21 protein-coding genes are annotated in these 17,713 nt (G+C 55.0%); 7 read left to right on the plus strand and 14 right to left on the minus strand.

Annotated features, from left to right (window positions below):
• Window positions 1-141 precede the first annotated feature (141 nt).
• Window positions 142-1,578, minus strand: a complete 1,437-nt coding sequence (locus H1D41_RS08965; RefSeq protein ID WP_228848581.1) for an aldehyde dehydrogenase family protein — start codon at window positions 1,576-1,578, stop codon at window positions 142-144.
• 169 nt (window positions 1,579-1,747) lie between these two features.
• Here H1D41_RS08965 and H1D41_RS08970 point away from each other — a divergent pair, with 169 nt between their 5' ends.
• A complete protein-coding gene (locus H1D41_RS08970; RefSeq protein ID WP_107496672.1) occupies window positions 1,748-2,401 on the plus strand; it encodes a peroxiredoxin in 654 nt (217 codons plus the stop codon).
• Between the two features lie 57 nt (window positions 2,402-2,458).
• On the opposite strand, the gene H1D41_RS08975 is transcribed toward H1D41_RS08970, so the two are convergent.
• Both H1D41_RS08975 and pnp read right to left on the minus strand, forming a co-directional pair.
• Entirely contained in the window at window positions 2,459-3,181 is a 723-nt protein-coding gene (locus H1D41_RS08975) for an aquaporin (RefSeq protein ID WP_228848582.1), read from the minus strand.
• A 165-nt stretch (window positions 3,182-3,346) separates the two neighbouring features.
• Window positions 3,347-5,488, minus strand: coding sequence for a polyribonucleotide nucleotidyltransferase (gene pnp, locus H1D41_RS08980; RefSeq protein ID WP_228848583.1), 2,142 nt, complete (start codon window positions 5,486-5,488; stop codon window positions 3,347-3,349).
• Window positions 5,489-5,740: 252 nt separating this feature from the next.
• Between pnp and H1D41_RS08985 the strand changes: the two genes are divergently transcribed.
• Window positions 5,741-6,541 (plus strand): hypothetical protein, encoded by an 801-nt coding sequence (locus tag H1D41_RS08985; protein ID WP_228848584.1) that lies wholly within the window; start codon window positions 5,741-5,743, stop codon window positions 6,539-6,541.
• 4 nt (window positions 6,542-6,545) lie between these two features.
• On the opposite strand, the gene H1D41_RS08990 is transcribed toward H1D41_RS08985, so the two are convergent.
• The 6 genes from H1D41_RS08990 to H1D41_RS09015 form a co-directional block, all read right to left on the minus strand.
• Window positions 6,546-6,800 (minus strand): DUF6525 family protein, encoded by a 255-nt coding sequence (locus H1D41_RS08990; protein WP_228848585.1) that lies wholly within the window; start codon window positions 6,798-6,800, stop codon window positions 6,546-6,548.
• Window positions 6,797-8,026 carry a GTP-binding protein gene (locus H1D41_RS08995; protein WP_228848586.1) on the minus strand — a complete coding sequence of 410 codons (1,230 nt, stop codon included), beginning with the start codon at window positions 8,024-8,026 and terminating at the stop codon, window positions 6,797-6,799. The genes H1D41_RS08990 and H1D41_RS08995 overlap by 4 nt, the downstream gene beginning before the upstream one ends.
• Before the next feature lie 140 nt (window positions 8,027-8,166).
• On the minus strand, window positions 8,167-8,436 hold the full coding sequence (gene rpsO, locus H1D41_RS09000; protein WP_107496666.1) for a 30S ribosomal protein S15: 270 nt from the start codon (window positions 8,434-8,436) through the stop codon (window positions 8,167-8,169).
• Between the two features lie 154 nt (window positions 8,437-8,590).
• Window positions 8,591-9,559, minus strand: a complete 969-nt coding sequence (locus H1D41_RS09005; RefSeq protein WP_228848587.1) for a calcium-binding protein — start codon at window positions 9,557-9,559, stop codon at window positions 8,591-8,593.
• A 122-nt stretch (window positions 9,560-9,681) separates the two neighbouring features.
• On the minus strand, window positions 9,682-10,008 hold the full coding sequence (locus tag H1D41_RS09010) for a DUF5665 domain-containing protein (protein ID WP_228848588.1): 327 nt from the start codon (window positions 10,006-10,008) through the stop codon (window positions 9,682-9,684).
• Window positions 10,008-10,538: a DUF1643 domain-containing protein gene (locus tag H1D41_RS09015; protein ID WP_228848589.1), complete on the minus strand. Its 531-nt coding sequence runs from the start codon at window positions 10,536-10,538 to the stop codon at window positions 10,008-10,010. The genes H1D41_RS09010 and H1D41_RS09015 overlap by 1 nt, the downstream gene beginning before the upstream one ends.
• Window positions 10,539-10,677: 139 nt before the next feature.
• Here H1D41_RS09015 and H1D41_RS09020 point away from each other — a divergent pair, with 139 nt between their 5' ends.
• On the plus strand, window positions 10,678-11,094 hold the full coding sequence (locus H1D41_RS09020) for a VOC family protein (protein ID WP_228848590.1): 417 nt from the start codon (window positions 10,678-10,680) through the stop codon (window positions 11,092-11,094).
• 260 nt (window positions 11,095-11,354) lie between these two features.
• On the plus strand, window positions 11,355-11,666 hold the full coding sequence (locus tag H1D41_RS09025; protein ID WP_228848591.1) for a hypothetical protein: 312 nt from the start codon (window positions 11,355-11,357) through the stop codon (window positions 11,664-11,666).
• Between the two features lie 68 nt (window positions 11,667-11,734).
• Here the strand turns inward: H1D41_RS09025 and truB are convergent, their stop codons facing one another.
• The 3 genes from truB to rbfA form a co-directional block, all read right to left on the minus strand.
• Window positions 11,735-12,640 carry a tRNA pseudouridine(55) synthase TruB gene (gene truB, locus H1D41_RS09030; protein ID WP_228848592.1) on the minus strand — a complete coding sequence of 302 codons (906 nt, stop codon included), beginning with the start codon at window positions 12,638-12,640 and terminating at the stop codon, window positions 11,735-11,737.
• A 63-nt stretch (window positions 12,641-12,703) separates the two neighbouring features.
• Window positions 12,704-13,429 (minus strand): phosphodiester glycosidase family protein, encoded by a 726-nt coding sequence (locus H1D41_RS09035; RefSeq protein ID WP_228848593.1) that lies wholly within the window; start codon window positions 13,427-13,429, stop codon window positions 12,704-12,706.
• Window positions 13,426-13,842, minus strand: coding sequence for a 30S ribosome-binding factor RbfA (gene rbfA / locus H1D41_RS09040; RefSeq protein ID WP_228848594.1), 417 nt, complete (start codon window positions 13,840-13,842; stop codon window positions 13,426-13,428). The genes H1D41_RS09035 and rbfA overlap by 4 nt, the downstream gene beginning before the upstream one ends.
• 100 nt (window positions 13,843-13,942) lie before the next feature.
• Between rbfA and dapB the strand changes: the two genes are divergently transcribed.
• Window positions 13,943-14,755, plus strand: coding sequence for a 4-hydroxy-tetrahydrodipicolinate reductase (dapB, locus tag H1D41_RS09045; RefSeq protein WP_228848595.1), 813 nt, complete (start codon window positions 13,943-13,945; stop codon window positions 14,753-14,755).
• Window positions 14,756-14,833: 78 nt separating this feature from the next.
• Window positions 14,834-15,760 carry an MBL fold metallo-hydrolase gene (locus H1D41_RS09050; RefSeq protein WP_228848596.1) on the plus strand — a complete coding sequence of 309 codons (927 nt, stop codon included), beginning with the start codon at window positions 14,834-14,836 and terminating at the stop codon, window positions 15,758-15,760.
• Here H1D41_RS09050 and H1D41_RS09055 read toward each other — a convergent pair whose 3' ends face one another.
• Together H1D41_RS09055 and H1D41_RS09060 are read right to left on the minus strand one after the other, a co-directional pair.
• A complete protein-coding gene (locus H1D41_RS09055; RefSeq protein WP_228848597.1) occupies window positions 15,761-16,093 on the minus strand; it encodes a putative quinol monooxygenase in 333 nt (110 codons plus the stop codon).
• A 12-nt stretch (window positions 16,094-16,105) separates the two neighbouring features.
• Window positions 16,106-16,285 carry a DUF1674 domain-containing protein gene (locus H1D41_RS09060; protein ID WP_228848598.1) on the minus strand — a complete coding sequence of 60 codons (180 nt, stop codon included), beginning with the start codon at window positions 16,283-16,285 and terminating at the stop codon, window positions 16,106-16,108.
• An 82-nt stretch (window positions 16,286-16,367) separates the two neighbouring features.
• On the opposite strand from H1D41_RS09060, the gene H1D41_RS09065 reads away from it, so the two are divergent.
• Window positions 16,368-17,627, plus strand: coding sequence for an RsmB/NOP family class I SAM-dependent RNA methyltransferase (locus H1D41_RS09065; protein ID WP_228848599.1), 1,260 nt, complete (start codon window positions 16,368-16,370; stop codon window positions 17,625-17,627).
• Window positions 17,628-17,713: the final 86 nt, after the last annotated feature.

Below are 17,713 nucleotides of genomic sequence, written 5' to 3' on the forward strand. Positions count from 1 at the left end.
ATCTTTCCTGAAGTACTCAAAAGAAAACGCCCGCAAAGATCGCGGGCGTTTTTGTTTCAGGCGATGTGTGCGTGCGAAAACTAGAAAACTAGAAAACTAGAAAACTAGAATTTCTCTTCGCTTCATCATCAACCCGTTTTCTTACTCTTCCCAGCCGGAAATGGACTTGGTTTCGAGGAAATCTTCGATCCCCCAGTGGCCACCTTCCCGGCCAATCCCGGATTGTTTATAGCCACCAAATGGCGCACCCTGGGCACGACCCTGGCCGTTGATCTCCACCATGCCGGACCGCATCGCACGGGCCACACGACGGGCGCGATCCTTGTCCTGGGTCTGCACATAGTTGGTCAGACCGTAAACAGTATCATTGGCGATTTCGATGGCTTCTTCTTCACCGTCAAAGGGAATCATTGCCATAACCGGGCCAAAGATTTCTTCGCGCGCGATGATCATATCGTTATTCACATCAGCAAATACAGTCGGGCGCACAAAGTAACCCCGGTTCAGACCTTCCGGGCGACCAGTACCACCGGCAACCAGACGCGCACCTTCATCAATACCCTGCTGAATCAGATCCTGGATCTTGTTGAACTGCACTTCAGACACAACCGGTCCGATGTGGCGGCCTTCTTCAGACGCCAGACCAACGGTCACTTTATTCGCAGTTTCTGTCGCGATCTCAACAGCCTGATCATAGTAAGACCGCTCCACCAGCATGCGCGATGGCGCGTTACAGCTTTGACCGGTGTTGTTCATCATATGCAGAACACCACGTTTCACGGCTTTTTCATCCGCATCGGCAAAGATTACATTTGCGCCTTTGCCACCCAGTTCAAGGGCAACGCGTTTGATGGTATCGGCAGATGCTTTGGTGATCGCAGTGCCCGCGCGTGTAGACCCGGTGAAGGACACCATATCCACATCAGGATGCACAGACAGCTGGGACCCAACGCCCATACCATCGCCGTTTACCATGTTGTACACACCGGCAGGCAGGCCAACCGCATCCATGATCTCTGTGAAAACGATCGAAGACAGTGGCGCTACCTCGGATGGTTTCAGAACCATGGTGCAGCCTGCCGCCAATGCGCCGGCAACCTTCAACATCACCTGGTTCATTGGCCAGTTCCAGGGCGTGATCAGGGCACAAACACCAATCGCCTCGCGCAGGATACGGTCACTCGGCGCATCCGGGCGCAGCATGCTCTCAAATTCAAAGCTCTCAAAGGCATCAATGAAACCTTCCAGATGCCAGGACCCGGCACCTGTCTGGGAATTGCGCGCAAGATTAATAGGCGCACCCATTTCCATAGAAATCGCCTGGGCCATGTCATCAGCGCGCTTGTTATATTCGTCCAGCAGGCGTTTCAGCACTGCCATACGTTCATCTTTGGACGTGGTGGACCAGGCCGGGAAGGCCGCTTTGGCCGCAGCAACGGCAGCATCCGTATCTGCCTGGTCGCCAAGGGAAATCACCGCACAGACTTCTTCTGTGGACGGGTCGATCACCTCGCAGTCATTGGCAGCAGCAGGTGCCACCCAGGCACCATCGATATAGAAATCACGTTTTTCGAGCATGGGACAGACTCCATTGAAGATTTGCGTCACCCTTGCATTTGATCAAATTCATAGCAAGCCGGAACGCGACATTAATGCGCGCGATTTTGCACAGTGGAAACCAGAGATGCGCGTACCTATAGTAATAGAGAGGCCGGCAAAAACCGGTATAACCAAGAAGGAGTACCCCATGGGATTGCGCATTAATGATGTAGTACCTGATTTTACCGCACAGACCAGCGAAGGCGAGATCAGCTTTCACGACTGGATCGGCGACAGCTGGGCGATCCTGTTTTCACACCCGAAAGATTTCACCCCCGTCTGCACCACAGAATTTGGCGCCGTGGCACAGCTGGCGGATGAGTGGGCGCGTCTTGGCACCAAAGTGATCGGCGTGTCTGTCGATGGCGTGGATGACCACAAAAAATGGATTGGCGATATTGAAAGCTATGCCAAAGCTTCTGTCGGCTTCCCGATCATCGCGGATGAAGGCCTGGCTGTGTCCAAAGCCTTCGACATGCTGCCAGCAGAGGCGTATTTGCCAGACGGGCGCACCCCCGCAGACAGCGCCACCGTGCGTTCCGTGTTCATCATCGGGCCGGACAAACAGTTGAAGCTGTCCATGACCTATCCGATGACCGTTGGCCGTAACTTTGCGGAAATCGTCCGCGCACTGGAAGCCCTGCAAACCAGCCTGGGCAAGGGCGTTGCAACACCGGCGAACTGGGTTTCCGGTGAAGATGTGATCATCCCCCCAACCGTGTCCAATGAGGATGCAAAAGCGAAGTTTGGTGAATTTGAAACCATCTTCCCTTACCTGCGCAAAACAAAAGAGCCGTCCTGATTCCCCAGGACGACTCTCTCGTGGTGACAGCCTGCAACCGCAGGCCAGCCATGACGTTTAAGCTTCAGCCTCGGTGTCGTCAGATGCCGGGGCTTCTTCAATCGCCTCAGGTGCATCGAGCAGGCCGGATTTGAACAGCAGACCGGCAGCGATACCACCGATGACAGGTGCGATGATGAACATCGGCAGCTGCAACAGGGCTTTGCCATCCAGCGCGAACAGGGCCGGGCCAAAGGAACGGGCCGGGTTCACGGAAACGCCGGTGATCTGAATACCAACCAGGTGGATCACAACCAGAGTCAGACCAATCACAAGGCCCGCCATCGCCGCAGGTGCCCCTTTGCCGGTGGATCCGAGGATCACGACAACAAACAGGAAGGTCGCAACAACTTCAAAGATGAAAGCTGAGAAGAAGTTATATTCACCAAGGTAACCCGTACCCCAGCCATTCTGACCCAGACCACCTTCGTAGCCAGCACCACCAAGGGCGATAATTTTCAGAACGAAGGCCGCCGCAACCGCGCCCGCAACCTGTGCGATGATGTATTTGATCGCTTCTGCTTTTTCCATACGACCCGCAGCAACCGCACCGATAGAAACCGCCGGGTTGATGTGGCAGCCGGAAACCGGACCAATACCATAGGCCATGCCGATCAGCGCCAGACCAAAGGCAAAACTGATGCCCACCTGACCAATCGCGTCGCCCGCCAGAACAGCAGAGCCACAGCCCAAAAGCACAAGGGTGAACGTGCCGATGAATTCTGCAATTTGTTTATTCATACCGATTACCTTCCAATCAATCCCGCAGTTCGGGAGCATGACACACAGCATGCAGGAAGGGCCTGGGTAAAAAACGGGGAATAATCCGACGCTTTTGGCAGCATTGCACAAAGGAAAAGGCCCCGGTGTTTCCACCAGGGCCCCTAAATCAGATGTCAGACTGTATCAGTCTTCTTTCTTCTCTTTTTTCTCAGCGACAACTTCTTCGCCGGTTTCCTGGTCCACAACTTTCATGGACAGGCGCACTTTACCGCGGTCATCAAAGCCCAGCAGCTTAACCTTCACGTCCTGACCTTCTTTAAGAACGTCGGATGGATGGTTCAGGCGGCGGTTTTCGATTTGGGAGACGTGCACAAGGCCGTCACGTTTACCGAAGAAGTTCACGAAGGCACCGAAGTCTACGATCTTCACAACCTTACCGTCGTAAACCTGGCCTTCTTCAGGCTCAGCCACGATGGAATGGATCATGTCATAGGCTTTCTTGATTGCTTCGCCATTCGGGGATGCAATCTTGATCACGCCGTCATCATTGATGTCGACTTTCGCGCCGGACACTTCAACGATTTCACGGATCACTTTACCGCCGGAACCGATAACTTCACGGATCTTGTCGGTTGGAACCTGCATGGTTTCGATGCGTGGTGCGTGTACTGAGAATTCAGAAGCACCGGTCAGGGCTTTGCCCATCTCACCGAGGATATGCACACGGGCGTCTTTTGCCTGTGCCAGGGCTTTTTCCATGATTTCAGGTGTAATGCCTGCAATCTTGATGTCCATCTGCAAAGATGTGATGCCGTTTTCGGTACCCGCAACTTTGAAATCCATGTCGCCGAGGTGATCTTCGTCACCCAGGATGTCGGTCAGGATTGCGTAGTTGTCTGCATCTTCCAGGATCAGACCCATGGCGATACCAGCAACTGGTGCTTTCAGAGGTACACCCGCGTCCATCATGGACAGGGAACCACCACAGACAGACGCCATGGAAGAAGAACCGTTGGATTCAGTGATCTCAGATACAACGCGCACGGTGTATGGGAAATCAGTTGCAGCAGGCAGAACAGCCTGAAGCGCACGCCATGCCAGTTTACCGTGACCGATTTCGCGGCGACCGGTGAAACCAAAGCGGCCAACTTCACCCACAGAATAGGGAGGGAAGTTATAATGCAGCATGAAGTTTGATTTATACGTGCCGTGCAGCGCGTCGATCATCTGCTCGTCGTCGCCGGTGCCCAGAGTGGTCACAACCAGACCCTGTGTTTCGCCGCGTGTGAACAGGGCAGAACCGTGGGTACGTGGCAGCAGGCCAGTCTCGGAAACGATCGGACGCACAGTTGTTGTGTCACGACCATCGATACGCTTGCCGGTTTTAACAACGTCACCGCGCAGGATAGAGCTTTCCAGCTTTTTCATTGCGGAACCGAGGTTCTCATCAGCCAGCTGTTCGTCGGTCAGAGCATCAGTGATGGTTGTGCGGGCGGCCGCAACAGCAGCAACACGTTCTTGCTTGTCAGTGTTTGCAAAAGCAGCGCGCATTGCGTCTTCACCAGCAGCTTTTACAGCAGCGGACAGTTCGGAATAGTCAGGTGCTGCAAAGTCAAATGGTTCTTTCGCAGCATCTTCGGCCAGATCAATGATCAGGTCGATAACAGGCTGGAATGATTCATGCGCAAATTTCACCGCACCCAGCATTTCTGCTTCGGACAGTTCATATGCTTCGGATTCAACCATCATCACAGCATCTTTGGTACCAGCCACAACCAGATCAAGGCGTTGATCAGGGTTGTTGCGCAGGTCCTGCATGTCGTCGATGGTTGGGTTCAGGATGTATTCACCATCTTCAAAACCAACACGTGCCGCACCGATTGGGCCCATGAATGGCGCACCGGACAGGGTCAGAGCCGCAGACGCCGCGATCATCGCAACAACGTCAGGGTCGTTCACCAGGTCGTGGGACAGAACGGTACAGATGACCAGAACTTCGTTTTTGAAGCCTTCCACAAACAGCGGGCGGATCGGACGGTCGATCAGGCGGCTTGTCAGGGTTTCTTTTTCAGTCGGGCGTGCTTCGCGCTTAAAGAACCCACCAGGGATCTTACCAGCTGCGTAGTATTTTTCGTTGTAGTGCACGGTCAGTGGGAAGAAATCCTGACCAGGCTTTTGTGCCTTAGCGAAAGTCACGTTTGCCATGACAGAAGTTTCACCAAGCGTGGCAATCACTGTGCCGTCAGCCTGACGTGCAACTTTGCCAGTTTCGAGTGACAGCGTTTCTTCGCCCCACTCTATCGATTTTTTTGTTTCGTTAAACATCATCGTTTCCTGATAGGGAGCATGCCCGGCCCTCCGGGTCTCCCGTTATAATGGTGGCCGCATTGCCACCGGCCCAATCCTCATTGCGTGCGCCCGGGCCAGGGCGTCACGTCACAGATGGCCGGGCCATACAGGAAAAATGGGCGTTTGGGAAGGGAAACTGTAATCAGCCTGCATATGCAGCATTCCGATTGCAAGACCACAGCCGTTGGACCAGGTTACGATCACATATTTGATAGTCCGGATTTTCCCATGATCAGATTACTTCTGTTGACCATAGCACTGACCGCCCTTCTGACCACAGATGCCCAGGCGCAGAGGGATCCGCTTGATACAGAAACACCTTTTTGCGTGAAGCGCAGCTCAGAATATCCGTCAATTCAAGGCCATCCCAATGGGTACATTGCCAGGCTCGGCCAGCGATATTTTCGTGTTTGCAGCATACCTCTGGGGCCTGAGCCAAATGGCGTTTCCTGGTCTCAGGAGGGGGACCCCAATCTTGATGCATTTCTTGCGGCACACTGGCCCGGGATTAACTATGGCGGCATGATCATCAAGACATTGCCCGAATGGTCCTGGTGGGCGGAGGAATATGAAGTCGAAATCGGACGTGTCCGGTTCGGCGAGGCGGAATATACGATTCAGATCGCCGCTCATTTTCCACATACACTTGAAAATGCACAGGCAGCCTTTGATGCCGGACGCAGGCCAAACAATGCCCGCTATGTCTTTGTCGGCCCTGATGATCTGGATCTTTCACCACATTGGATGACGTGCGATGGTCAGTTCTCCTCTGATCCTACGGAAGAATATAGTTGCTTTATTCACATGCGGTATCAGACGCCCGCAGCTTCATCAGAAGATGAAATTATCTCCGTTCGCTATCACATGTCCTGGTGGCCCGGCCTTCTGAATTCATCTTTTTACAATGGTTATCGGTTTGATTTTGACAATGTCCCGGAACAGATCCGCGCAATGCAGGGGATGTTGGAATATCAGGATGTAACGGATCATGTCGAAAGCCTGCGCAGCAAGGTGGAAGTCGTAGAATAGCCCGTTAAGCTGCTTTTTCCAGCGTCCGCCGCTCCGCCCGTTCCAGACGTCCGATGATCACCCCGGCTTCTTCCCCTTTTGCCCGGGCCTGTTTCCAGATTTTCAGGCAAGATCGCGGTGACCAGGGCAATGTGGCCGCGCGCATCCAGGCACGCAGTTCTGGCGGCAAGCGGTCGTATTCGCGCATCGGGTCGGTCTTGCGGCGGCGCAGAGGAAGGGGCGTTGCGCCGCGGTTCGCGCTTCTCTGGCGATTGTTCATGCGGCCTGTTCCGCCCGTCGCCAGGTCGGGAACGGATCGGGCATCTCGGCAAAGGCATCAAAGTGATCCGGCGTGGCATCATGGATCAGACAGGCATCCAATCCGGTCTTGATCAATGGCCAATCAATGCCGCTGCCAATGAACACCAGTTCCTGACGGCGATCCCCGAAAGGTTCGGACCAGTGCTTTGCCATATAGTCTCGCGCCGACGGATGATCTGGCCAGCGTTCCGCCGGAACTGACGCCCACCATGTCCCCAGCGGCGCAACCGATAACAGCGCCCCCGCCAGCGAATATTCCGCCACCCATTCCGGCCGCGTCACCAGCCAGAAATGCCCCTTTGCCCGGATCACACCGGGCAGGTCACCATTCAGAAACGCATGGATTTTCACCGGATCAAAGGGCGCCCGCGCGCGGTAGACATGCGAGGTGATTCCATATTCATCGGTCTCCGGCGTGTGATCGGCAAAACCATACAGTTCCTTCGCCCACATGGGATGTTCATGGGCTTTTTCAAAATCAAACAGCCCGGTGTTCAGGATCTCCCCCGCAGGCACATCGGAATAATCCGCCTCAATAATCTTCGCGTCTGCATTCAGACTGCGGATGATTTTACGTGCTGCATCGACCTGCCCGGGATTGGCAGCAGAGATTTTATTCAACACAACCACATCCGCAAATTCCAGCTGATCCACCAGCAGATTTACAAGCGTACGGTCATCGCCTTCGCCCGCGACCTCACCATGATCGGACAGGAAGTCATGACTGGAAAAATCGCGCATCAGGTTGACCGCATCCACCACCGTCACCATCGTATCCAGCCGCGCCACATCCGACAGGCTTTCCCCATTTTCATCGCGGAAATCAAAGGTCGCGGCCACGGGCAGCGGTTCGGCAATGCCGGTGGATTCGATCAACAGGTAATCAAAGCGGCCCTCACCGGCCAGGCGCCGGACCTCTTGCAGCAGATCATCACGCAGGGTGCAACAGATGCAACCATTGGACATTTCCACCAGGGTTTCATCTGTATGGCTGAGTTCCGCCCCGCCTTCGCGCACAAGATCGGCATCGATGTTGACCTCAGACATATCATTCACGATCACTGCCGCCCGCAGCCCATCACGGTTGTTCAGCACACGGTTCAGCAATGTCGTTTTCCCGGCCCCGAGAAAGCCGGAAAGAACAGTGACGGGCAGACGAATGTCTGGTTTCTGGGTCGGGGACATGGCGCATTTCCTGAGCATGTAATGTTATAATATAACAAATCATAATTCTGAAAATCCCGCAACCCGGATTCCTGCGCAGAAACGAAAAACGCCTGCCCTTTTGCGAGGACAGGCGTTTCTGATCGAAAAGATCGAATGTCTTAGCGACGCAGACCCAGGCGTTTGATCAGGTCCTGGTAGCGTGCTTCGTCTTTGGCGCGCGCGTAGTCCAGCAGTTTACGACGCAGAGCAACCATTTTCAGAAGACCACGGCGACCGTGGTTGTCTTTTTTATGGGTTTTGAAGTGCTCAGTCAGCGTCGCAATACGGGAAGACAAGATCGCAACCTGTACTTCAGGTGAACCAGTGTCACCTTCTTTGATTGCGAATTCTTTCATCAGGCGTGCTTTTTCTTCAGCAGTAATCGACATCGGGGTCTCCTTAATAAGAGTTAAAAGAATGGCGCAGGCCGGGATGTCGTCCAGCTCAGGCCCATGGAGGTACCGCCAGACTCCTTAGAATCTGCCGGATGTGCGCGTTTACTGAATTTCAGCGCAAAAGAAAAGGGAAAGCTTGCCCAGGCCGTCAGGATGCCGGTGCCTGAATAACAATCTGATCCGCATTCAGATCAGAAACCCCGGCCAGCGAGGCTATAACTTCGCCATTCAGAAGGATTTGACTGGCACCAGAAACATCAGGATCACTTTCAACCGTCAGTTCCGGAACACCATTTACCGCCTCATCCCAGATCAGCACAAGCGTATCCGTTTCAGCATCGAAATCCATGATCCGCGTCCCGGGATCAACCTGATCCGTCAAATTCCAGGCCCCAAGGGTAAAGCTGTCGTCCCCTTCCCCGCCACTGGCGATATCACCAACACCCAGGACAATCTGATCATCCCCCGCGCCACCATTCAGAAAATCGCCGTCATCGGTATCCGCCCCGGTTTCGGGGTCAGCGACCAGCCCGGTCAGAACATCATCGCCCAATCCGCCCTGCAGGCTATCGGCCCCGGCACCACCGGATAATATGTCATTTCCAACGCCCCCCTGAAGGTCGTCAGCCCCGGCCCCGCCGGACAACACGTCATCGCCATCACCGCCAACGACGAAATCATCACCATCACCGCCGCTTACAAAATCATCGCCATTTTCGCCATAAACATCGTCATCGCCTGCGCCACCGGACACGTCGTCATCGCCTGCGCCTGCGTGCAATTCATCATCACCTTCGTCACCTGTAATGATGTCATCGCCATCACCGCCATCAACCCAGTCATCCCCCAGGCCTCCGGAAATCTGATCGCCACCGTCATACCCATTCAGAAGATCATCGCCACCGGCCCCGCTGATGTCATCATCCTCAGAAGTTCCCACCAGGGTGTTCGCGTCATCATTGCCAGAAAGCAGGTCGCCGGTTGTGCCGGTACCCGTATCATCACCGCCTGTGTTCACGCCTTCTTCATCTGCATTGTCATTGTCCGGCATAATTTCAGCAAGACCAACGGCCGACCCTACAAACAAAGCCCCAAGCAGTGAAAAAAGTCCGAGCATACGAATGACCTGTCAAATCTGTTACGCGCGCAATCATTGCCCGCACAATAGATCCAGCGGGCACAAACGCACCCTCTGATACCACCTCAGAATTTTCAAAGGGTTAACGTTTATAAGAAATTTCAGCTGTCCGGCGCTTTTTGCGTAATCACGTCCACGATCTCTGCCGCCCATTCCCCGATGACCGGGATAAAGTCTATAGAAGACAGGGAATAAACGATCCAGGACACAAGCAATGTCGCCCCCAGAAGCGTGCCCAGACCAAAGGCCATTCCGCGCATAAGCTGAAACAAAATTAGCTTGGGAATTGAATTGTGCAGCCTTACGAAACGATGCGCATTCAGGGTTTCCATCTCGCGGCGCAGTTTCGCGATTTCTTCAGACATCTGTGATTCTTCGACCGGGGCAACAACGGGCTGCGCCTCAACATCCATATCCGTCTCGCTCATCACCGCTCCTCAGGTCGTATCACCCCATCCCAGGGCGTGGGTTGTGTCTGATATGAAATATAAAGCGGATGGCGCGGATGACCAGCTTTGGACACGCCCAAAGTCGACAGGGGCCGCCCGGTTGCGCGTAAAACTGCCGCAATCTCTGCCCCGCGTCCCTGATGCGCCCCATGCGCGCCCCAGCCACATAACGTCAGATCCGCCCACTGGGCCGCCGCTGCAACCAATGCGTCATTCTCAGGCCCGACCGGATGCTTCGCCTTCTTCAGGTTTTTCGGATCCGTATCGCGCCAGGCAAAAATGTTGGTAATCTTTATTCCGCCATACCCCAGCGCCCGCCCCCGGCGTTCGCAACGCTCAATCGTCGGGTCATTCTGAACCTCTGTCGCAGTGGACGGGTTCAGCATCACATAGGTCAGGCGCGGCGCGGTTTCATCCCAGACACGTGTCAGCGCATAGCGATATCGCTCGCAATCGGAATATATCGCAACCGAGGCCGCATCGCCTTTCAGGAATTCTCTAGTGATCATAGCTCTGTTTCGCGTGTCGGTCTGAAAAGTGCAAGATTTCTTTCCCACGGGATCAATTCCGGCCCCGGAACATGACAGAAATCTGGCGGACAACCGGGAACCATGTGATAAACACCTGATTGCATAAGGAGCGCCCCGCATGATCGCCTATGTCACCGTCGGTGTGAACGACATCGCCCTTGCGGAACGTTTCTATTCCGCCGTCCTGCCCGCGCTTGGGTATCGGCTGGAAAGATACCAAGGTGATCTCAGCTACATTCTTCCGGTGGAACCAGGCACGCGCCCCGTGCATCCCGACTTTTACGTCAAAGCCCCGTTCAACGGCGAACCCGCCATGGCCGGGAACGGCAATATGGTGGCGTTTGATGCGGGCAGCCAGGCAAACGTGCGCGACCTGCACGCCGCCGCCCTAGCAGCCGGGGGTTCAGACGACGGTGCCCCTGATTTCCGGGCATCTTACGGGCCCCATTTCTTTGTCGCCTACCTGCGTGATCCCCAGGGCAATAAAATCGCCCTGTTTTCCGACAATCCGGATGAACCCGGGCGGGATGAATAGTTAACAACACCTTGCCCGCATCGTGCGCGCCATATGCATAAGATGTGCATAGGAAGTGCATGGATTGTGCATATGATATTCTGGCGTTTTGGCTTGTTTCATCTGCTCACAGATTGGTGTGCATGTGTGAACATTAAAAACGCAATCCTCACGGTTCTGTGTCTTGAAGGTGATCTGAAGCACCCCCAAATCAATCACATCGGAAGCAACAAGACTTCCTCCAAAATTCGAAACACCCAGACCCTTGAAAGGTTAACGCTATGAAAACTGTAATCGCATCCATCCTCGCCCTGACTGTTGCTGCTCCTGCTTTTGCGGGTGCCAAAGATGTTGAGGCCCACTTCGCCCAGGACAACACCGGTATTGAGAGCGTTGTTGTTGAACGCTCAAGCCCCGTCACCGCAGAAGCCGTTGAAATCTTTGCTGATCTGGCGCTTGAGGCTGGCACTGGCATCGAGACACAAGCAAATCCTGTTGTCGGTGCAACCCTGTCTTCCAAGGGCGGCGTGAACCCGGTAGCCGCCGCATGGTTCGCAGGCCAGCTGGCATCTGAGGATGCATCTGACCGGTAAGGTTAAAAGTTAATAACTTTGATGAAACAAAAAGGCCCGGGACGATCCCCGGGCCTTTTTATATTCTGTCAGTGCAGGAAAACCCTGTTCGGGTGCAATTCACCAGCCTTATAAACCCCGACGGCCACCGCCTTGCCCTCAAAAGACGCCCAGGCCTCATCGCCATATTCCGCATCACTGCTGAAAACCAACCCCGGATTCCCGTTCTTCATTTTCACCGCACCTTCCGCCGTCGCAGTGACTTCGGGGATGCCGTCAAGGCCCGCTTCAAGCGGGTGCAGGTATTGGTCAAGCTCGCCGGTTTTGGCAAATTCTTCAACGGTTTCCATGCTGATGCCATCCACAGTTTCAAACGGGCCAGACCAGATGCGGCGCAGCTCGCGCACATGGCCAAGACAGCCCAGCTTTTCACCCAGATCCCGGGCAATCGCACGCACATAACCGCCTTTGCCACAGGTCATTTCCAGTTCAACATGGTCTGCATCCGGGCGCGAAATAAACTTCAGCTCTTCCACATAAAGCGGACGCGCTTCGATCTGAACATCTTGGCCATCACGCGCCAGTTTATAAGCGCGCTGACCGTCGATTTTCACCGCAGAAAACTTTGGCGGGATCTGCATGACGTCGCCCACAAAATCAGGCAGTGCAGCGATAATATCCTCATCAGACGGGCGCAGATCGTTTTCAGCGATCACTTCACCTTCCTGGTCATCCGTGTTGGTCGCCTGCCCCAGACGCACCGTAAAACGGTAAGCCTTCAGCGCATCGGTGATAAACGGCACGGTCTTGGTCGCTTCGCCCAGCGCGATCGCCAGAACACCGGTGGCTTCGGGATCAAGCGTGCCTGCATGGCCAGCTTTCTTTGCATCCATCGCCCAGCGCACTTTGTTCACCACCGCGCTTGATGAAATGCCCGCCGGTTTATCAATCACCAGCCAGCCAGAAATATCGCGACCTTTGCGCTTGCGTGCCATGTTCAGACCTTTGTTTCCTATGGAAACCGCCTGCTAACCGGCGGCGGCCTCTGCGTCAAGCATTCAGGGGCTTACAACCGTGCCGACAATCGCACCAACCGAGAAACCGAAATCAGATCGCCCGGTGGTTCCATTGTAAAGCCGCGAGACTTTACCATCAAAGTAAAGCGCGTTGGGCAGGTTCAGGTAATCCCGGAACAGCGTTGCGAAATCGTAGAAATTTACACGTTCATTGGAAATCGCGAACACCGCGCGTTGCCCGTCGGCAGATGTACCCACACCGTTGCGGATGTGTTTAGACGTCCCGTCCGGCAGCAGGCGGGGATGCAACGCCCCATCAATCACCAGCATCGGGCCGGATTGCGTTGCGTATTCACAGCTCAGGTTATTTTCACGGAAGGTATTGGTTTCAATGACATTCAACATCTCATTGATGCAGAAAACCCCATTCGGCGTCAGACCGAAATTGCCAAAACCACCACCGGAAGCCAGGGCAGATTTTTCCTCGCCGCCCTCAATATAAAGACCAACCGGGCTGTAATCATCATGATACATGCCCGCATTCATCGCAAAGCCAAGCGCCTGTCCATCGGGCAGCTTATTATTGATGGTGGAAAAATGCCCCATCACTTCACCATCAGCGTCGGAATGAAAAAGGCGCAGGTCCGCATCGGCCTGCACCTCACAAATGGTGTAAGACTGATCAAGCCAGGTCACATCTTCACACGGGCCACCCGCTGCAAAAGCAGGGGAAAACAGGCAAAGATATGCGGCAATCAGTTTTTTCAAATGTCACCTTCCTCATCAGGCAGGGCAACATCGCGCTTTACCTTATCATTGTCCAGAAGACGGCGGGTTGCATCCATCTGATCAAAGGTCATGTCGATTTCATAGCGCAGTTCCGGCGTATGCTTCAGCGCCATCTTTTTCCCAATCATCCGGCGGATTTCATGGCGGTTCTTGCGTAAAAGCGACAGGGCGTCTTCCGCACCTTCGCCACCAAGAGGCAGGATAAAAGCGGTTGCGATATGCAGGTCGGGGGTGCAGCGCACCTCGCCCACGGTGATCGAAATACGGTTCAGGTCCGGATCGTGGATATCCCCACGCATCAGGATTTCGGACAGATTGCGACGGATCAGTTCGCCGACGCGAAGCTGCCGCTGTGACGGGCCACGCCCGGCGTTATGTGAATTCTTTGCCATATACCCCGTGTAAATGCGTGCGCGCGGCGGTGCAAGCAGGGGTTTTCACAGAGGCAGGATCAGGCTATTGCCTGCTGTTAAGGAAAATGGAGTGCGCAAGATGACAGATCTTCCCGGTGTGGTGATTACAGGGGCGTCCGGCCGTATGGGCCAGATGCTGATCAAATCGATTTCCGCCAGCGATAAGCTGCGTCTTGTCGGCGCGCTGGAACGTCCCGGCCACGATTGGATCGGTCGTGATGTGGGCGAAGCCATGGGCGGTGCGGCGCTTGGCGTTGCGGTGACGGACGATGCGCTTGAAGCCTTCTCCAAAGCCCAGGCAGTGATTGATTTCACATCCCCCGATGCTTCTGTCGCTTTTGCGGATCTTGCCGCGCAGGCCCGTGCTGTGCATGTGATCGGCACCACCGGCTTTGAAGATCATCACATTGAACGTCTTGGTTTCGCCGCCCTGCATGCGCGCATTGTCCGCGCCGGCAACATGAGCCTGGGTGTCAATCTGCTGGTACAGCTGACAAAGAAAGTTGCCGCTGCTTTGGATGAGGATTTCGACATTGAAGTGATCGAAGCCCACCACAATCAGAAAGTCGACGCCCCCTCCGGCACCGCCCTTATGCTGGGCGAAGCTGCGGCCGAAGGTCGTGGTGTTGATCTGCAAGAGGTGTCCGACAACGCCCGCCATGGCATTACAGGCAAGCGTGAACGCGGCCACATCGGATTTTCCAACATCCGTGGCGGCGACATCATTGGCGAACATGATGTTCTGTTTGCGGGTCCCGGTGAACGTATCACCCTGCGCCACGCAGCAAGTGACCGCAGCATTTACGCCCGCGGCGCGATAAGAGCTGTTCTTTGGGGACTGGATCAAAAACCGGGCGCCTATGACATGCTGGACGTGCTTGGGCTAAATTAAGCCCCCCTCTCTCCTTCGTGATTTGGAAGCAACGGCCCGCAAGGTCTAAGCTTCCGAAAACACCAGGGGGAGAAGAACATGAAATCCGATATTCTACTGACGCGCCGCCAGGCGCTGATCACCGGGGCATCACTGCCACTTGCGGCTGCCTCGGCCACGCCAGCCCTTGCTGCGGCTGAAATGCAGGGGGCGTATACCCCGGCTTTCTCACGCTTCACGCTGGGTGATTTTGAAATCACAACACTGCTTGCCGGAACAACCGTTGCGGGCGATGCGCAGGGCATCTTCGGCACAAATGTCAGTTCAGAGGAATTTGCGGATGTGTCCGCACGCAATTTCATTCCCGCCGATCAGACCGAATTCTACTTCACCCCAACCCTTGTGAACACGGGCCAGGAACTGATCCTCTTTGATACCGGCCTGAACGCAGCACAACTTATTCAGGCCCTGAATGCCTCTGGCTACACAGCGGAACAAATTAATGTGGTTGTCATCACCCATATGCATTTTGACCACATCGGCGGGTTAATGGCCGATGGAACCCCGACCTTCCCCAATGCGCGCTATGTCACGGGATCGGTCGAATACAACCACTGGAATGGCGCGGAAGACGCGGCATTTGAAAGCAACGTGCACCCGCTGGCCGAAAAGATGAGCTTCCTTAATGATGGCGGATCCGTCGCCCCGGGGATCACCGCTGTGGCGGCATTCGGGCACACCCCGGGCCATATGGCGTTTATGATCGAAAGCCAGGGGCAATCTGTGCTGCTGTTCGGGGATACGGCGAACCATTATGTCTGGTCACTGGGATACCCCGATTGGGAAGTGCGCTTTGACATGGACAAAACCGCTGCCGCTGCCACCCGGCGCAGGCTGCTGGATATGCTGGCCAGCGACCGGATACCCTTTATCGGCTATCACATGCCCTTCCCGGCACTTGGATATGTGGAACGCCGGGACAGCGGGTTCCGCTATGTTCCCGCAAGTTATCAGTTCCGGCTCTGATCAGAGCGTCGGCAAACCACTGAAATTTTCAAACCCTTCTGTGGTGCTGGTGACGGATGCTTCAAATGTTTCAATCATCGGCATCGCGAAGGGTTCGACTTTTTCAGCCCAGACCGGCCCGTCATAAAAATCGTTTTTAATACGTTCGCGGGCCTCTTCCGTGTCAAAAGCCCGCATCCAGTGCACAACATCCGGGTTTTCTTCATCCCGCATCGGGCCAAAGACCCGCATACCTGCATCGCGCAAAGCCTGACGGTTCACTGTTTCAAAGAAGTGAATGAAATCTTCGCGCTTGCCAGGTTTCAGTGTGTATCTGCGAATTTCAATAATCATAATACTACCAGGTCAAAAATCGACCGCGATCCCTTTTTTCTCCCAATCGCCATAGCGCACGGGCTCTGGCCCTTCGCGCCCGCCCAACTCCACCGGCAACGCGTCATCCTTTGCGGCCTTTTTGCGGGCAGCAGCCTCTGCCAGCGCACGGCCTGCGGGGGTGGACAGATCAAATTCCTGAGGTTCAGACATAGCGCAAACCTTTGTGCAGCTTGTGGTGTTCGCCTCTGTCATATAGGGAAACAGACCTTACGGGCAAGCAAAGGACACGGATATGGTGGAACAGGGACTGGCAGCACGACAGGCAGCAGCAGCGCTTTTGCGCGGGGTTCTTGTGGATGGGCGTCTGTTATCAGAATTGCCCGCACCGAAATTGTCCGATCCGGCGGAACTTGCCCGCGCACAACGCCTGGCCGTCACAACCTTGCGCTGGCAGGACCGGGCAGATCGCTTGTTGGGCCGGTATCTGCGCAAAATGCCCCCGGCTGAAGCCATGGTTCTACTGCGTCTTGGCACGGTTGAAATCTGCGAAGAAGGCGCTGCAGCCCATGGGGTTGTGAACGCCATGGTGTCTCTGGCCCAGAAACACAAAAGCACAAAACATTTCAAAGGCCTGATCAACGCGACCCTGCGCAAAGTGGGTGGCGAGGGCCGTGGCAAATGGCGCAGCCTGCCTGCCCCGCAACTGCCGAAATGGCTGCGCAAACCGCTGGGCGATGATTATGGTAAGGCCACCGTCGTTGCGATGGAAGAAGTTCAGGCCATGCAGCCCCCTCTGGATCTGACCGTGAAGAATGGTGACAGCCAGGCGCTGGCTGAAAAGCTTGGTGGCGAAGTCATGCCTGGTGGGTCTGTCCGCCTGCGTGAATTTGGTCAGGTCAGCAAATTGCCCGGCTTTAAAGAAGGCGACTGGTGGGTGCAGGATATGGCCGCCTCCCTGCCCGTGCAGCTGCTTGATCTGAAACCTGGTGAAACTGCCCTGGATCTTTGCGCCGCTCCTGGCGGGAAAACCATGCAGATGGCAGCGCTTGGCGCAGATGTCACCGCATTGGATCTATCAGAGAAACGTATGGCACGGGTACAGGAAAACCTGAACCGCACCGGGTTGAAGGCAAAGCTTGTCACAGGGGACGCGCTGGAACATCAGGGGCAATATGATGCCATCCTGCTGGACGCGCCTTGTTCTGCCACTGGCACCATGCGCCGCCACCCGGATCTGGCGCGTGCCAAAGACGGATCCGATTTTCCGGGCCTCTTTGAACTTCAGGAACGTATGATTGACCACGCCCTGACATTGCTTGCCCCTGGCGGGCGTCTGGTTTTCTGCACCTGTTCGCTTCTGCCGGATGAAGGTGAAATTCAGGCAGAAGACGCGCTGAAACGGCATGATAACCTTGAAATCATCCAACCCAACCTGCCGTTTATCGATCCAGCATGGATCAAACCGGAAGGCGGCATTCGCCTGCGTCCGGATTATCTGGCGGATCAGGGTGGCATGGATGGGTTCTATATGGCGCTTATGCGTAAGACCTGACATTTTTTCACGGTGACAGCGCCCCGGCGCACAGTTTATGTTTGTATGAACCACCAGAACAGAATCTGGATAAGCAGACAGGGCAA

The sequence above is a fragment of the Halocynthiibacter styelae genome (assembly GCF_016123485.1).
In the GTDB taxonomy this organism is placed as follows: Bacteria; Pseudomonadota; Alphaproteobacteria; order Rhodobacterales; family Rhodobacteraceae; genus Halocynthiibacter; species Halocynthiibacter styelae.